At 72.5% G+C, this 15460-nt stretch carries 12 protein-coding genes, 1 tRNA gene and 1 pseudogene; 5 read left to right on the top strand and 9 right to left on the bottom strand.

Features of this window, described 5'->3' with window-relative positions; all coding sequences use genetic code 11:
• The first annotated feature begins 8 nt into the window (after positions 1-8).
• Positions 9-1580, top strand: coding sequence for a dolichyl-phosphate-mannose--protein mannosyltransferase (locus tag AMIR_RS03190; RefSeq protein WP_012783261.1), 1572 nt, complete (start codon positions 9-11; stop codon positions 1578-1580).
• 69 nt (positions 1581-1649) lie between these two features.
• Here the strand turns inward: AMIR_RS03190 and AMIR_RS03185 are convergent, their stop codons facing one another.
• The 9 genes from AMIR_RS03185 to AMIR_RS03145 all read right to left on the bottom strand — a co-directional run bounded on the left by AMIR_RS03185 (position 1650) and on the right by AMIR_RS03145 (position 12431).
• Complete coding sequence (locus AMIR_RS03185; protein WP_012783260.1) at positions 1650-3815, bottom strand: serine/threonine-protein kinase; 2166 nt, start codon at positions 3813-3815, stop codon at positions 1650-1652.
• Between the two features lie 144 nt (positions 3816-3959).
• Positions 3960-6965 (bottom strand): UvrD-helicase domain-containing protein, encoded by a 3006-nt coding sequence (locus AMIR_RS03180; RefSeq protein WP_012783259.1) that lies wholly within the window; start codon positions 6963-6965, stop codon positions 3960-3962.
• Positions 6966-6975: 10 nt separating this feature from the next.
• Positions 6976-7602 (bottom strand): hypothetical protein, encoded by a 627-nt coding sequence (locus AMIR_RS35265; protein WP_143760629.1) that lies wholly within the window; start codon positions 7600-7602, stop codon positions 6976-6978.
• Between the two features lie 29 nt (positions 7603-7631).
• Entirely contained in the window at positions 7632-8342 is a 711-nt protein-coding gene (locus AMIR_RS03170) for a Crp/Fnr family transcriptional regulator (protein WP_012783257.1), read from the bottom strand.
• A gap of 347 nt (positions 8343-8689) precedes the next feature.
• A tRNA-Ala gene (locus AMIR_RS03165) sits at positions 8690-8762 on the bottom strand.
• Positions 8763-8832: 70 nt separating this feature from the next.
• Entirely contained in the window at positions 8833-9477 is a 645-nt protein-coding gene (gene sepX, locus AMIR_RS03160; RefSeq protein ID WP_012783256.1) for a divisome protein SepX/GlpR, read from the bottom strand.
• 153 nt (positions 9478-9630) lie between these two features.
• Positions 9631-10290 carry a GNAT family N-acetyltransferase gene (locus AMIR_RS03155; RefSeq protein WP_012783255.1) on the bottom strand — a complete coding sequence of 220 codons (660 nt, stop codon included), beginning with the start codon at positions 10288-10290 and terminating at the stop codon, positions 9631-9633.
• Between the two features lie 3 nt (positions 10291-10293).
• Positions 10294-11517 (bottom strand): molybdotransferase-like divisome protein Glp, encoded by a 1224-nt coding sequence (glp, locus tag AMIR_RS03150; protein ID WP_012783254.1) that lies wholly within the window; start codon positions 11515-11517, stop codon positions 10294-10296.
• A 32-nt stretch (positions 11518-11549) separates the two neighbouring features.
• Positions 11550-12431: a UTP--glucose-1-phosphate uridylyltransferase gene (locus AMIR_RS03145; RefSeq protein ID WP_012783253.1), complete on the bottom strand. Its 882-nt coding sequence runs from the start codon at positions 12429-12431 to the stop codon at positions 11550-11552.
• Positions 12432-12469: 38 nt separating this feature from the next.
• Between AMIR_RS03145 and AMIR_RS03140 the strand changes: the two genes are divergently transcribed.
• The 4 genes and pseudogenes from AMIR_RS03140 to mscL all read left to right on the top strand — a co-directional run.
• Complete coding sequence (locus AMIR_RS03140) at positions 12470-13036, top strand: 5-formyltetrahydrofolate cyclo-ligase (protein ID WP_012783252.1); 567 nt, start codon at positions 12470-12472, stop codon at positions 13034-13036.
• Positions 13037-13137: 101 nt separating this feature from the next.
• Entirely contained in the window at positions 13138-13443 is a 306-nt protein-coding gene (locus AMIR_RS36660; protein ID WP_012783251.1) for an FmdB family zinc ribbon protein, read from the top strand.
• Between the two features lie 89 nt (positions 13444-13532).
• Positions 13533-14108 carry an SAF domain-containing protein gene (locus AMIR_RS03130; protein WP_012783250.1) on the top strand — a complete coding sequence of 192 codons (576 nt, stop codon included), beginning with the start codon at positions 13533-13535 and terminating at the stop codon, positions 14106-14108.
• 423 nt (positions 14109-14531) lie between these two features.
• Positions 14532-14936 (top strand): annotated as a pseudogene (mscL, locus tag AMIR_RS03125) (large conductance mechanosensitive channel protein MscL); the annotation flags it as partial.
• Positions 14937-15460 lie beyond the last annotated feature (524 nt).

Genomic DNA, 15460 nt, shown 5'->3' with positions numbered 1-15460 from the left:
TCGGGGCCGTGACCCTGAGCGCACCGCAGTCCGCAGACGACGTGGTGAACGTCGGCGAGCTCCCGCCGACCTCCCCCCCGCCGGGTGGCGACCGCCGGGAGCGGGCCCGGATGCTCGACCCCGGACCGCAGGGCGACCGCCTGCGCGGCTGGCTGGTCGCGCTCTCGCTGGCGCTGGTCGGCGGGGTGACCCGGTTCTGGAACCTGGGGTTCCCGACCGACAAGGGCACCCCGATCTTCGACGAGAAGCACTACGTGCCGCAGGCCTCGCAGGTGCTGCGCAACGGCGGCTACGAGGACAACCCCGGCTACGAGCTGGTGGTGCACCCGCCGCTGGGCAAGCAGCTGATCTCGATCGGCGAGTGGCTGTTCGGCTACGACGGCTTCGGCTGGCGGTTCTCCTCGGCGGTCGCGGGCACGCTCATGGTGCTGATGATCGTGCGGATCGCCCGCAGGCTCACCCGCTCCGACCTGCTGGCGGCCATCGCGGGCGTGCTGCTGATCGCCGACGGCGTGAGCCACGTGCAGTCCCGCATGGGGATGCTGGACATCTTCATGGCGCTGTTCGTGCTGGCCGCGTTCGGCTGCCTGGTGGTGGACCGCGAGCAGGTGCGGCGGCGGCTCGGCGAGGCGGTGGCGGGCGGTTGGGCGGCCCACTCGCCGTTCGGGCCGACGCTCGGCTTCCGCTGGTGGCGGTTCGGCGCGGGCGTGTCGCTGGGCCTGGCGTGCTCGATCAAGTGGTCGGGCCTGTGGTTCATCATGGCGTTCGGCCTGATGTCGGTGTTCTGGTGCGTGGGCGCGCGCCGCGCGGCCGGGGTGCGCAGGCCGTGGGCGGGCGCGATCGTGCGGGACGTGCTGCCGTCGCTGTTCGCGCTGGTCGGCGTGGCGCTGCTGGTGTACCTGTCGACGTGGTGGGCGTGGTTCGGCAGCGAGACCGCCATCGACCGGCACGTGGTGGGCGGCAAGGTCACCGGCGACAGCTGGGTGCCGGACCCGCTGCGCGCGCTCTGGTACTACAGCAGCAACGTGCTGGAGTTCCACACGAACCTGGTGACGTCGGAGACGAACAAGCACCCGTGGGAGTCGAAGCCGTGGACGTGGCCGATGGGGCTGCGGCCGATGCTCTACTACTTCGAGGGCGCGGTGCAGGGCTGCGGGCAGAGCAGCTGCGTCGGCGCGATCATGCTGATCGGCACGCCCGCGATGTGGTGGCTGGCGTTCCCGGTGCTGGCCTGGTCGCTGTGGAAGGCGATCGCCAAGCTGGACTGGCGCTACGCGGCCGTCCTGGTCGGCTACGGCGCCGGTTTCCTGCCGTGGTTCACGAACGTGGACCGGCAGATGTACTTCTTCTACGTGACCCCGATGGCGCCGTTCCTGGTGCTGGGCATCGTGCTGTGCCTGGGCGACGTCCTCGGCTCGGCCCGCGCGGGCGTGGAGCGGCGGGGCACCGGGCTGCTGGTGGTGTCGCTGTACGTGGGGCTGGTCGTGGCGAACTTCGTGTGGCTGTGGCCGATCCTCAACGGGAACCCGATCACCCCGGAGATCTGGGACGCCCAGCGCTGGCTCCCCAGCTGGCGCTAGCGGCCCCCGAACGGGCGGAAGCCCCCGGCCACCACTGGTGACCGGGGGCTTCCCCGTTTTCGGACCGGCTCAGCGCACCGGCCGGGTCGGCGGGTCCGGCTTGCTGATCATCTGCGTCACCGGTCCCTCCTTGCTCACGCCCGCCCGCACCAGCCACGCCCCCAGCTCGGACCGGATCGCCGCGAGCGTCGGCCGCCTGGCCGGGTCGGCGTCCAGCGCGGCCGTCAGCAGCCGCAGGTGGGTGCTCTGGTGCGGCAGCTTCACGCACGGCTCGCCCTGCGCCGCCGCCATCAGCGACGAGATCGGGTTCTCCCGCGTGCCGCGCGGCGGCTGCCCGGTCAGCGCGTAGCTGACCGTCGCGGCGAGCTGCCAGGCGTCGGAGGCGGGCGTGGCCGCGTCACCGCGCGCGGTCTCCGGCGCGAGGAAGTCCGGCGTGCCGACCATCATCCCGGTCGCGGTGAGCGTGCTGTCGCCCTTGGACCGCGCGATGCCGAAGTCGATCAGGTGCGCGGTGCCCTCGCCGTCGACGATCACGTTGGACGGCTTCACGTCGCGGTGCAGCACGCCCTTCTCGTGCGCGGCGGCCAGCGCGTCGGCCATGTTGATCCACAGCCGGGCGGCGAGCACGTCGGTGAGGAACCCGTCGTTCTGCACGACGTCGGACAGCGCCTGGCCGTCGATGTACTCCATGACGATCGCCAGGCCGTCCGGGTCCTGCACGATGTCGAACACGCGCACGCAGTTCGGGTGCCGCAGCGCGGCGAGCGCGCGGGCCTCCCGCAGCATCCGCTGCTCGGTGTCGTTGTCCGGGGCGTGCGCGAGCTTGACCGCGACCGTGCGGTCGAGCTGGGTGTCGACGGCCAGCCACACCGTGCCGAACCCGCCGCTGCCGAGCTGCTTGACCCGCCGGAACCGCCCGCTGGCCGGGTTCCACACCTTGCCCCTCTGCGGGGCGGCGGGCATGGACGCGCTCGCCGCGCCCGCGCCGAACGGCAGCGGCCCCGGCGTGTCGGCGAGCCGCGCTGGCCCGTCGAGGCGCGCCTGGTCGACGGCGGTCGGCTCGTCGGTCGCCCACAGCGGCAGCGACTCGACGCGGGTCGGGTTCGGCCCCTGTGCCCCCTGCGGGACATCCATCCTGGTCTGGTTCGGCCCCTGCGGCACGGCGGGCCCCTGGCCCGAGTGGTCGAAGGGCGGCGGTCCCACGCGGGTCGCGTTCGGCCCGCTGACCTGGCCGAGGTCGGCGACGCGCGTCGGCGGGTACTGCCTGGCCTGCGCGGACGGCTGGTGGGCGGACGGCTGGTGCGCCGCCGACTGCTGGGCCGACTGCTGCGGGGGGAACGTCGAGGACTGCTGCCGCTGCGGCACGGCCGCGTAGGGCGCGGGCTGGTAGGGCGGGGGCTTCTGGTGCGGCCCCGAGCTCTCCGACCCGGCGGGCTGGTACGGCGGCGGCGAGTGCTGCGCCGAGTGCTGCGCGGACTGCGACGCGCTCGGGGGCAGCGCGGCCTTCTTGCGCTCGGCGGGAGGCTGGTGCGCCGGGGGCCGGGACACCTGCGGCTGCGGGGGCGCGGAGTTGCCGCGATCACGGCCTGGGCGGTTCAGCATGGCCGTAGTCAACCCGAAAATCCGCACCACGATTGACCCGATCAGCGCAACCGGGAAGAACCCCGCGTACAGGTGGGCCATCAGCGACACGGGCAGTGCCGAGGTGGCCACGAGCAGCACCGCGAACGGCACCCAGAACACCTTGCGCGGCCAGCTCGGGCCGAGCCGGAACGTCGAACCGGCCTGGAGCATCACGAACAGCAGGCACAGCAGCGCGAGCACCGCGGCGGTCCCGCCCGCGATGACGTACATCAGGTTGCCGTCCGTGAAGGACCTGGCGATCGACGGCCCGTCGAGCAGGTACTCCCCCTGGGTGAACGCGCCGCAGGGCCGGTCGTCGAGGGTCCCGGAACCGGGCAGCGCGCGGTTGCCGAGCAGCTTGACCGTCGCGGAGAACATCACCCACGGCAGCACCAGCGTGCTGGTCACGCCGAGCACGGCGAACAGGCCGCCGGTCACCGGGCCGTACGAGTTGCCCACGACCCGCCGGATCACGATCGCCAGCAGCGAGGCGATCGTCGGCAGCGTCCCGATCAGCGCGCCGAAGGCCGTGGTGGTCAACGCCCAGTCACCGGGGCACAGCTCGACGGACCAGCCGTGCAGCCACAGCAGCACCGACTTGGCCAGATCCACGCCTCACCACCCACCCCTTCTAGTCGACTCCCAGGGTACGGGTGGGGGCCATCCGCCCACGGGCACGTCCGCCGCCCCGCCCCGGCGCGTCGCGCGCCCGGACCGGCGGGCGCGACCGCCCGGTCACCGGGGGGTGGGCGCGGCCTAGAACAGGCTGAACTGCGTCTCCTTCTTCTTCCGGGCCGGTCGCGCGTCCCCGACCTGCTCGAACACCCCGTCGAGCTGGTTCAGGAACGGCGACCGGGGTCGCCCGGTCGAGTGGCTGAGGAACAGGTGCCGCTGGGCGCGGGTCATGCCGACGAACAGCAGCCGCCGCTCCTCCGCGACCTCGTCCGGCACCGGGTCGGCGCCGGGCCAGCGCAGCGGCAGCAGCCCGTCCTCGCAGCCCACGACGAACACCACCGGGAACTCCAGCCCCTTGGACGCGTGCAGCGTCAGCAGCGAGATCCGGTCCGCCCTGGGGTCCCAGGTGTCGACCTCCACGCCCAGCGCCAACTCCGAGTGGAACCGCTCGAAGTCGGCCCCGCAGTCCCCGGCCAGCGGCTTGAGCAGCTCGTAGGCCGTGTGGTCCTCGCCCGCGACCGCGCGCACCCGGTCCAGCACGGTCTCCCCGGCGGCGAACCGCAGCTCCCGCACGATCCGCTCCACGCCGGGCCGGTCGGCGAGCCGGTCGTGCGAGCGCTTCTGGAACGGCATCCCGGACGCGGTCAGCGCGTCCACGACGGCCCGCGACTGCCGGTCGGTGCGGTAGAGCACGGCGAAGTCGGAGAACCCGAGGTCCCGCGCCCCGTCCGAGTCGACCCGGCCGCTGTCGAAGGCGTGGAACGTGGCCCCGCCGAGGAGCTGCTCGACGGTCCGCGACACGAACACGGCCTCGGCCTGCTCGCTGGCCGCGTGGTGCACGCCGATCAGCGCGTCGCCGTGCTCGCCGAACGGCCGCAGCTCACGGCCGGGCACCAGCGTGGTCGGCGCGACCACCTGCAGCGCGCCGGTGACGACGGGCGCGCTGGAGCGGTAGTTGCGGGTGAGGTGGGCGGTGCGGGCGGCCGGGAAGTCCTCGCGGAACCGGAGGAAGAACCCGACGTCCGCGCCCCGGAACCGGTAGATCGCCTGGTCGGGGTCGCCGATGGCGGTGAGGTTGCCGTCCGAGGGGGCGAGCTGGCGCAGCAGCCGGTACTGCTGCTCGTCGACGTCCTGGTACTCGTCGACGGACACCCAGCGCCACCGGTCGCGGTAGCTGGCGGCCAGGTCGGCGTCGTCCTCCAGCAGGGCGAGCGGCAGGGTGATCAGGTCGTCGAAGTCGACGAGGTCCTGGGCGCGCAGGGCGTCCTTGTAGGCGGGGTGGGCGGTGGCGAGGAGCTCCTTGGCGGCCTTCTCGTCGGCGGCGACCGAGAGCGCGACGGCGAGCTGCTGGTCGGGGTCGGCGATGCCGAAGGAGCGGCTGAGCCCGACCCGGTCGTGCTGCTCGCGCAGCACCAGCACGCCGAGGGCGTGGAAGGTGGTGATCGTCATCGCGGGCGCGTGCGCGGGGGCGAGCGCGGCCATGCGCTCGGTCATCTCCTCGGCGGCGCGGCGGGTGAACGTGATCGCCAGGCACTGCTCGGGGGGCACGCCGCGCTCCACGACCAGGTGGGCGAGGCGGTGGGTGAGCGTGCGGGTCTTGCCGGTGCCGGGCCCGGCGATGATCAGCAGCGGTCCGCCCTCGACGCCTGCGGCGGCCCGCTGGTCGGGGTCGAGCCCGGCGAGCAGGCCGGTGGCGGGGGTGGGGGTGGGCGCGGCCGTGGTCTCCGCCGTCGCGTCGGCCTCGGGGACGTCCTGGGGCTGGGCGGCAGGCGCTCGTCGGGGCTTGGCCTCGGCGGGTTCCGCGACCAGGTCCTCGAACAGCGCCGGGGCGGCGGAGCGCTTGGCCAGCTCACCGGGCTGGAACAGCTTGATCACGCCGTACTCGCCGTCGTACCCGGCGTCCCGCACGACCTCGCCGCGCCGCAGCCGGGTGATGGCCTCGCCGAGCAGTTCGGAGTGCGCGGACAGGTCGGGGAGCGGGACGTCCTGCAGGATGCGCAGCTCGGGCCCGAACGCGGCGGTGAGCTTGTCGATCTCGCCGAGCACCTTCTTGCTCTTGGGCCCGGTGCCCAGGAGCTCGCTGACGATCTCGGGCAGCGGCACGAGGCTGGTGAACCCCGCGACCCCCTCGGGCCGGAACCCGTCGGGCCGGTCGGCGAGCTCCTCGACGCGGCTGAGCACGCCCACCGTGAGCGGCTTGCCGCACTCCGGGCACAGCCCCCGGTGCGCGCGGGTCTCGGCGGGCTCCATGCGCACGTCGCACTTGCGGTGCCCGTCGACGTGGTACTTGCCCTCCTCGGGGAAGAACTCCAGCGTCCCGGCGTGCCCGACGCCGGTCTCCAGCGCGCGGCGCACCGCGTAGTAGTCGAGCTCGGTGTCGAACACGGTGGCCTCGCGGCCGAGCATGGGCGGCGAGTGCGCGTCGGAGTTGCTGACCAGCCGGTACTTGTCCAGGCCGGAGATGCGCCAGTTCATCTCGGGGTCGCTGGACAGCCCGGTCTCGACGGCGAACACGTGGTCGGCGAGGTCGACGTAGCAGTCCTCGACCGCGTCGAACCCGGACTTGGACCCGAGCACGGCGAACCAGGGCGTCCACAGGTGCGCGGGCACGAGGTAGCCGCCGCACTCCAGGGTGATCTCCAGCAGGTCGCGCGAGTCGAGCCCGAGGATGGGCCGCCCGTCGGACCCGAGGTTGCCGATCTTCCCGAGGCGCCGGTTGAACTCGGCGGCGGCGTCGAGGTCGGGCATGTAGACGAGGTGGTGCACCTTGCGGGTGCGGTCGCCGCGCTTGTAGATCGTGGAGATCTCGACGGAGAGCGTGAACCTGACGGGCGAGGCCGCGAGACTGGGCGGCAACTTCCGGTCGATCTCCCGGTCGAGGTCGTCACGCAGCCGGAACAGTCCGGGCTCGGCGTCGACCAGGTTCTCGCGGAGGTGGTCGTACCAGGCGGGGTGGGTGAAGTCCCCGGTCCCGACCAGCGAGATCCCCTTGCGCCTCGCCCACCAGGTCAGGTGCTCGAGATCGCAATCCCGGCTGCACGCCCGCGAGTACTTCGAGTGGATGTGGAGATCGGCCACGAAGCGCACCGGGCACACCTTAGTGGTGGAGCGGTGGCGCGCAGTGACAGCCACCGGGGACGTGGACCCAGGCGGACCCCCTGAAGTCCTTCACCTCGACGTCGACCCGGCGGAAGTCGATCCGGTCCAGCCCCCGGTCGCCGCTGCGGACGACCTCGTGGTGGAACTGGTCGGACACGATCACCCCGAAGTCCTGGTCGAGCGCGTTGGCGACGGCGGCGCGGAACGGTGCGGCCTCGATGATCCTGGACGTGGTGACCACGGGCTCACCGTTGATCTGGGGGTGGTTGACCACCGCCTCGCCGTCGTCGACCGCGACGCGCACCCGCAGCCGGTAGGCGTCGCTGACGGAGCGGTTGACGTGCCCGAGCGCCACCGCGAGCTCGCGGAGCACGAAGTCGCCCAGCACGAACGCCTTGGGCACGGAAGCGCCGAAGGACAGGGTGGCGCTGTCCCCGTCGATGCGCTCGAACCACAGGTACTGCTCGTAGCGGCGGTCGAACCGCACCCGCTCCAGGGCGATGTCCAGCACCTCCCGGAACGCGCGGTCGAGGTGCCCTTGGCGGTGCGCCCCACCGGAGCTCGATCCGACCACGTCCATGCGCAGGACCGACTGGTTGACCGCCAGGGGGAAGGGGTTGGGCATCACTGCGCTGAACCTCGCTCTGGGCCGTGCTACCGGTACTCGCTGTCCCCGTGAAGTCTCACAGCGCATCCCCTGTCGCCTCGACATCCCCTGACGCCTTGCCCGTACTTTTGCGCCTTCCGCAAGCACGGCAGGCACGGGACGGGCAGGCTCCCCCTGCCCGCCTTGCCGACGAGGCCCGCACCCCGGAGCTTCCGCACGGTCCGCTGCACCACGGCCTTGGAGACCTGGACGTACATGCCGATCTCCACCTGGGTCAGCGGCACCTCCCACCAAGCGCCCCGAGGCTCGGCCAGTTCGATCAGCGCTTGGCGCACCCGATCGGCGGGCTTCCCGGACAGGCTGCGGCTCTCGTACCGGTCGGTCCGGATCGCGAGGAGCCGCGTGCACACCTCGCGGGACCGCGGGTGCTCGCGCAGGAAGTCCTGGAACACGCCCCTGGCCACCTTCACCGCCAGCACCGGACCGCGGGCCTCGACGGTGGCGGTCCGCTCCCCGAACCAGAGCACGGCCCGCTCCCCGAGCAGCTCACCCGCGCCGCGCACGCCCAGGAGCTTCCACGACTGGCCGTCCCCCTCGGGCTTCACGACCCTGACCTGCCCGGAGCGGAGCACCATGACGCAGTCCCCGCGCTCGCCGTGGCGCATGAGCTGGTTCCCCCGCCGGTAACTGACCTCGGTTCCGAGCCGCAGCAAGCGCCCGAACTCCTCCGGGTCCAGCGAATCCTCGAAGGTGTCCACGAGTTCCCACCCTTTCGAACAATGACCCAAATCAAGATCAAGATTCCACGCGGACGGGCTCGAAAAGCAAAAAGCGGGACCTGGCGGCCCCACCCACCAGGAAACACTCCCGCATGGAGGGTCATACTGCCCTTGCGCAGCGCCATTTTCCAGAGTCGCCGACGAAATGCCCCCTCCGGTCGCCGAGCGGTCGGCAGCGATTCAGGGAGGCTTAAAACAAAGGGATTGACGCACAAAAAGGGCCCGCACTGTTGTGACACTGATCACAATGGCTGCATCGTCCACACCGGACGCCACAAACGACAACACCCCCCACGCGATCCGCGTGGGGGGTGTTGTCCCTGCTGTGGAGCTGAGGGGAATCGAACCCCTGACCTACTCGATGCGAACGAGTCGCGCTACCAACTGCGCTACAGCCCCGTGTTCAGTTCTTCGTCGTCGTGCAGGAGAACTATAGCAGTACTCCGGGGGGTGGTTTCACCACCCCCCTCTACTCCCCCGCCGCACGCCGGTACCGCAGGTCACCGGGCCCGTCGAGCTCCAGGAACACCGGGTCCTCGTCGTCCGCGTCCACCACGACCGCCCCCGGCGCCACCGGCTGCTGCTCGTGCCGGGGCGCGGGCACGTCGCGCACCGGCCCGTCCTCGTCCTCCACCGGCTCCTCGCGGCGCGCGGACCTCCGCCGGGACGCCAACCGCGCCTGGCGGCGGGCCCGGACGTCCTCCTCGATCCGCACCTGGCGGCGCAGGTACGTCAGGTACCCGACGAGGGCCACGTCCACGGCCCCGTGCGCCCACCACAGCACCGGGAGCACGAAGCCCGCCACGACCGCGGTCACGGCCGCCAGCAGCAGCAGGACCGCGACGACCCGGCGCCGGAACGCGTACTTGGCCTGGGCGACGATCGCGGCGGTCTCCGGGTCGTACCCGCCCCGCCCCGGCCGGTAGGCGCGCTGCGGGAGCTCGTCCTCGTAGTCGTCGTCGTACTCGTCGTCCAGCTCGTACTCGTGCTCGGACATGGGGTCGTACTCCTCTTCCACGCTGCTGCGCGCATCGGCCCGCTTGCGGACCACCATGGGCACGAGGACGACCAGCCAGGCCACCCCCAGCCCGACGACGATCAGCGAACTCGGCATCCCCGTTCACCTCCCCCTGACAGCGCGTAGTGCAGACGCCACGCTAGCCACAACAGTCACACCTGTCTCGGAGGCTCGCCGACCGGGAGAGGTACGCGGGTGTGGTCCAGAACCCACCTTCGGCGGATCAAGTTGACCCGTTCGGCGCGCCCGTCACGATGTTCGGACGTACCCCTGCGCCTCCATTCGGCGGACCAGCCCCTCGGGGGACGCCTCCTCCGCCGTCATAGCGAAACACAGGTGGTCACGCCACTGCCCGGCCACGTCGAGGTACCGCTCGAACAACCCCTCGCGGCGGAATCCGGCCTTCGCCAGGACCCGCGCGCTGGCCGCGTTCTCGGGTCGGACGGTGGCCTCCAACCGGTGCAGCCCGGCGTACCCGAAGGTGTGATCCACCACAAGGGCGAGCGCGGCCGTCGCGACCCCGCCGCCCGCCCGGTCGGCGGCCACCCAGTAGCCGACCCACGCCGAGCGCAGCGCCCCGCGCACGATGTTCCCGACCGTGATCTGCCCGGCCAGCTCGCCGTCCACGGTGATCACGAACGGCAGCGCCTGGCCGCGCCTGGCCAGCCCCTTGAGCGCCGACCACTGGGCGGGCCAGGCGAGCGGCGAGTTCCGCTCGTGCCACCCCTCGACGGCGGTCGGCTCCCAGGCCTCCAGGTGGTCGCGGTCGCGCAGCCTGGTGCGGCCCCACGCCGACGCGTCCAGCAACCTCGGCGGGCGCAGCTCCACGACCCCGGCCGCCACCCGCAGCGGGCCCAGCCTCGCGGGCCAACCGGGGTGCCGTCCGCCCTCCCACGCCAGCGGTGCGATCTCCTACCCCTTCTGGGCGATGAAGCTGACCAGTACCTCTTCGCCGACGGCGACGTCGGTCACGTCCTCGTCCACCATGACCAGGCAGTTCGCCTCGGCGAGCGAGGCGAGCAGGTGCGAACCGGACTGCCCGAGCGGCTGGACCAGGAACTCGCCGGTCTGCTCGTCCCGCAGCAGCTGCGCGCGCAGGAAGCCGCGTCGCCCCTTGGTGGACGACAGCGGCGACAGCAGCCGGGCGCTCACCGCGCGCCGGTACGGGTTCCGCTTGCCCAGCGCCGCCCTGATCAGCGGCCTGACCAGCACCTCGAACACCACCAGGGCGCTCATCGGGTTGGCGGGCAGCAGGAACGTCGGCACGGCGTCGGGCCCGAGCCTGCCGAAGCCCTGCACCGAACCGGGGTGCATCGCGACCCGCGTGATGTCCACGTCGCCCAGGTCCGCGAGCGCGGCCCTGACCTCGTCGCCGATGGCCCCGCCGACCCCGCCCGCCACCACGACCACCTCGGACAGCAGGAGCCTGCCCTCGACGACCTCGCGGAGCCTGCGCGGGTCGGCCGACTGGATGCCGACCCGGCTGACCTCGGCCCCGGCGTCGCGGGCGGCTGCCGCGAGCGCGTACGAGTTGACGTCGTAGACCTGTCCCTGGCCGGGGGTGCGGTCGACGTCCACCAGCTCCTCGCCGACGGAGATGACCGACACCCTGGGCCGGGGGTGGACGAGCACCTTGTTCCGCCCGACCGCGGCCAGCAGGCCGACCTGGGCGGCGCCGATGGTCGTGCCCCGGCGGACGGCGACGTCCCCGGTCTGCACGTCCTCGCCGGTGCGGCGCACGAACGCCGCCGACGGGACGGGCCGCTGGACCGTCACCTTGGCCGCGTGGCCGTCGGTGAAGCCCAGCGGGACCACGGCGTCGGCCAGCGTCGGCAGCGGGGCGCCGGTCGCCACCCGGACCGCCTGCCCCGGCTGCAGCCGTCTCGGCTGGCGCGACCCCGCGGTGATCTCGCCGACCACCGGGAGCGTCACCGGCTCCTCCCCCGCGCCCTGCACGTCCACGCTGCGCACCGCGTAGCCGTCCACCGCCGCCTGGTCGAAACCGGGCAAGGCGCGCTCGGCGACGACCTCCTCGGCGCAGAGGAGCCCCTGCGACTCGGAGATCGCCACGCGCACCGGGGCGGGCCGCACGGCGGCGGCGATGACCCTGGCGAGCTGCTCGTCCACTGACCTCATGTGCTCATACCTCGTTCATGCTCATACCTCGTTCAGGAGTTGCCGAGGCGACCCCGCAACCACTCACCGAGCTCGGGCCCGTAGTCCGGGTGCTCCAACGCGAAGTCAACCGCAGCCTTGAGGAAACCTCCCGGATTGCCCAGGTCGTGTCGCCCACCGCGGTGGACCACGACGTGCACCGGGTGGCCCTCGGAGATCAGCAGCGCGATGGCGTCGGTGAGCTGGAGCTCGCCGCCTGCGCCGGGGGTGATCCGCTTGAGGGCGTCGAAGATCGCCCGATCGAGGAGGTAGCGGCCCGCGGCGGCGTAGGTGGACGGGGCGTCCTCGGCCTTGGGCTTCTCGACCATGCCGACGACCTGCTTGACGTCGTCGTCGTCGGTGTCGTTCACGTCGAACACGCCGTACGCGGAGATCTGCTCGCGCGGGATGTCGAACGCGCACAGCACGCTGCCGCCGAAGCGGTCGCGGACGGCGGCCATGCGGGAGAGCACGCCGGTGGGGAGCACCAGGTCGTCGGGCAGCAGCACGGCGACGGCCTCGTCGGCGTCGGTCAGGTTGGCCTCGGCGCAGCCGACGGCGTGGCCGAGGCCGAGCGCCTTCTCCTGGAGCGCGGTCTCCACGTCGAGCAGGGCGGGGGCGCGGCGGACCTTGGCGACCAGGTCGGTCTTGCCGCGGCTCTCCAGGGTCTCCTCCAGCTCGGGCTGGGGGCGGAAGTACTGCGCCACCGACTCCTTGCCGGGGGAGGTGACGATGATCAGCTTGGTGGCGCCCGCCTCGGCCGCCTCGGTGGCGACGAGTTCGATGCCGGGGGTGTCGACGACCGGCAGCAGCTCCTTGGGCACGGCCTTGGTGGTCGGGAGGAAGCGGGTGCCCAACCCGGCCGCGGGCACGATTGCTGTCGTGAAGGCGCTCATGCCCAGCGAGCCTAACGGCGTCCTTAGGCTGTCCTGCCATGACGTCCGGTGAACGTGATCGCAAGGACGCGGAGCGCGCACGGCTGCGGGCGGCGCGGCGCGGGGCCGAGCCGGTCCCGATGGTGTCCGAGGTGCTGCTGGCGACCGCCGCGTTCGGGGTTCCGGCCGGGGGGACGGTGTGCGCGTACCTCGCGGTCCGGGGCGAGCCGGGGTCGGCGGGGATGCTGGAGTCGTTGCGGGGGGCGGGGTTCCGGGTGCTGCTGCCCGTGGTGGCGGGGGTCGGGCCGCTGGAGTGGGCCGAGCACACCGGGGCGCTGCGGGCGGGACCGTTCGGGCTGCGGGAACCGGACGGGCCGCTGCTGGGGGTCGGCGCGGTGGCGGGGGCGGCGCTGGTGCTCGTGCCCGCGCTGGCGGTGGACCGGGCCGGGGTGCGGTTGGGGCAGGGCGGCGGGTACTACGACCGGACGCTGCCGCTGGCGCGGGGGCCGGTGGTGGCGGTGGTGCGCGACGAGGAGTTCGTGGAATCGCTGCCCGCGGAGGCTCATGACGCCCGGATGAGTGCCGTACTCACCCCTGGGCGTGGTGTGGTGCGCTTGCCGCTGTGACGTTGACCAGGCATGTTTGCGCGCGGCGCGCCCCTCAGCGCATCATCGTCGTTGGCACTCGTGACGTGGGAGTGCCAATCAGGACTCGTGGAGGGGCGATCGTGCCGACCTACCAGTACGCCTGCACCGAGTGCGACCACCGGTTCGAAGCGGTGCAGTCCTTCTCCGACTCCGCGCTGACCGAGTGCCCCGAGTGCTCCGGCAAGCTGCGCAAGCTCTACGGCGCCGTGGGGGTCGTGTTCAAGGGGAGCGGGTTCTACCGGACCGACAGCCGGGGATCGTCGTCCTCGTCGCCGAAGAGCGAGTCGTCCTCTTCGTCGTCGTCCTCGACGCCTTCGTCTTCGTCGTCCTCGTCGTCGTCCTCCGCGCCGGCATCGTCCTCCTCGAAGACGGCCGCCGCTTCCTGATCCTCCAGTTCTCCACAGGCCCCCGAGTTGTCCACAGCTCGGGGGTCTCGTGCTTCCCACCCCCGGCGCCGCCCTCCTAGCTTCGAGGCATGAACCTCGCCCGAAAGCTGTTCGCGCTGGCACTGGCCCTGCTCGGCCTGGGAGCGCTGCTGTGGCCCGACCCTGCGACCACCACCGTGCTGGTGGCCGCCCGCGACCTGCCGCCCGGTGTCGCGCTGGCGCGGGAGGACGTCCGGGCAGTCGAGCTGCCACCGGGGGTGGCGCCGGAGGGCGTGGTGGCGGCGGAGGTCGCGGTGGGGCGCGCCTTGGTGTCGACGGCGCGGGCGGGTGAGCCGCTGACGGACGCGCGGCTGACGGGGGTCGACCCGGAGGCGGCGTCGGTGGCGGTGCGCTTCGACCCGGTGACGGCCGGGCTGCTGCGCACGGGCAGCCGGGTGGACGTGGTCGGGGTGGGCAGGTTGGGTTCGACCGGGCTGGATCCGATCGGGCTGGGGTCGACCGGGCTGAGCCCGCCTGGTCCGGAGGCGCGGGTGCTCGCGCAGGACGCGGTGGTGGTGGCGCTGCGGGAGGAGTCCGTGGTCCTGCTGATGCCGCGCGACCTGGCAGCGGCGGTGGCGGCCGAGGCGCTGGGGCAGGAGGTGGGCCTGACGCTGCGCTCGAACTGAGCCTCAGGACGCGCTGCGCCACGTCGCCGCGAGAGCACCGGGACGACCTCTCAACCGCGTTCTCCCGCGATCAAGCCGGTCATCCGACCTCCGGATGCCGGAACGGGCTTCCCCGACGACACCGAACGACTCCGCCCTGCGGTCCACGCGGTCCACGCGGTCCACGCGGTCCACGCGGTCCACGCGGTCCACTCGGTCCAGGCAGCCGACTACCCAGCCGCCCGACTGCCTGACCGCCCGATGGCCCGATGGCCCGATGGCCGCGACCGCCTGACGGCCGTGCGGGTCCGAGGGGCGCTCAGGTCCGGTGGTAGCGCGGGTGGTTGGTGGCCGTGCAGGCGGGTGGGTCCGGGTGGGTGTGGTGATCAAGGGGTGCGGTTACCCTCCGCTGGCTCTGAGACTTCCTGAGGAGGAGAAGCGGCAGTGATCAAGGGTTTCAAGGACTTCCTGATGCGCGGCAACGTCATCGACCTGGCGGTTGCCGTGGTCATCGGCGCCGCGTTCGGTTCGATCGTCACCGCGTTCACCAACAACCTGATCAACCCGCTGGTCGCGCTGGTCGGCGGCATGGAGAACCCCGTCGGGTTCGCCGTCCAGCTCGGCGCCAGCCCGAAGACGACGATGGACTTCGGCGCGCTGGTCACCGCGGTGATGAACTTCGTGATCATCGCGGCGGTCATCTACTTCGTGTTCGTGCTGCCCATGAACAAGATCAAGGAGAGGAGGGAGCGCGGTCAGGAGGCGGGCCCGTCGGAACCGACCGACGTCGAGCTGCTGAAGGAGATCCGCGACCTGATGGTGGCCCAGGCGAGCCAGGGCAACCAGGGCGCCCAGCGGACCTCGGCGCAGTCCGGCCCCCAGTCCGCCCCGCAGCAGTACGCGAACCAGCCGGGCACCGGCCCCAGGCCCGCCCAGCCGCCGCGCCCGAACACCCAACAGCACCCCCGAGGCTGACGACCACCGGCGCACCCGACGACCGATCGCCTCACCCCGCGAACCGCGGTGCGGCGACGAGAGTCGCACGGTGGCGGTGGCCGACCAGCGGCAGGACCCGTTCGGCGGCGATAGCCGAACGGGGCAAGGCCCGCGCTGTGGCGGTGGCCGACCGATGGCGTGGCCAGCCGACGGCGGCGCTGGTCCGGGAGTCGCGCTGGTTCGCCGGTGGCGGTTGTTCTGCGGTGGCGGCTGTCCTGCGGTGGGGACGGTCGTGCCGTGGAACCGGCTGGATGCGGTGCGACTGCACCGGAGTGGCGGCTGGAGCGGCGGCACTCGTGTGGAGGGTGCCGATCCGCGCTGGTTGCCGGGCCGAGTGTGGCTGCGCTGGCTGCCGGTCTGCGGCTGCGGCTGCGGCT

Source organism: Actinosynnema mirum DSM 43827 (genome assembly GCF_000023245.1).
Classification (GTDB): domain Bacteria; phylum Actinomycetota; class Actinomycetes; order Mycobacteriales; family Pseudonocardiaceae; genus Actinosynnema; species Actinosynnema mirum.
Note: the sequence above shows the minus strand (reverse complement) of the source record. Positions and strands in the feature narration are given on the sequence as shown.

Coding starts and splice junctions, on each gene's coding strand:
- AMIR_RS03145 (WP_012783253.1), bottom strand. CDS start 12,431: ATGAGCGCCTTCACGACAGCAATCGTGCCCGCGGCCGGGTTGGGCACC.
- AMIR_RS03130 (WP_012783250.1), top strand. CDS start 13,533: ATGAACCTCGCCCGAAAGCTGTTCGCGCTGGCACTGGCCCTGCTCGGC.
- AMIR_RS03140 (WP_012783252.1), top strand. CDS start 12,470: ATGACGTCCGGTGAACGTGATCGCAAGGACGCGGAGCGCGCACGGCTG.
- sepX (WP_012783256.1), bottom strand. CDS start 9,477: ATGCCGAGTTCGCTGATCGTCGTCGGGCTGGGGGTGGCCTGGCTGGTC.
- AMIR_RS35265 (WP_143760629.1), bottom strand. CDS start 7,602: ATGCCCAACCCCTTCCCCCTGGCGGTCAACCAGTCGGTCCTGCGCATG.
- glp (WP_012783254.1), bottom strand. CDS start 11,517: ATGAGGTCAGTGGACGAGCAGCTCGCCAGGGTCATCGCCGCCGCCGTG.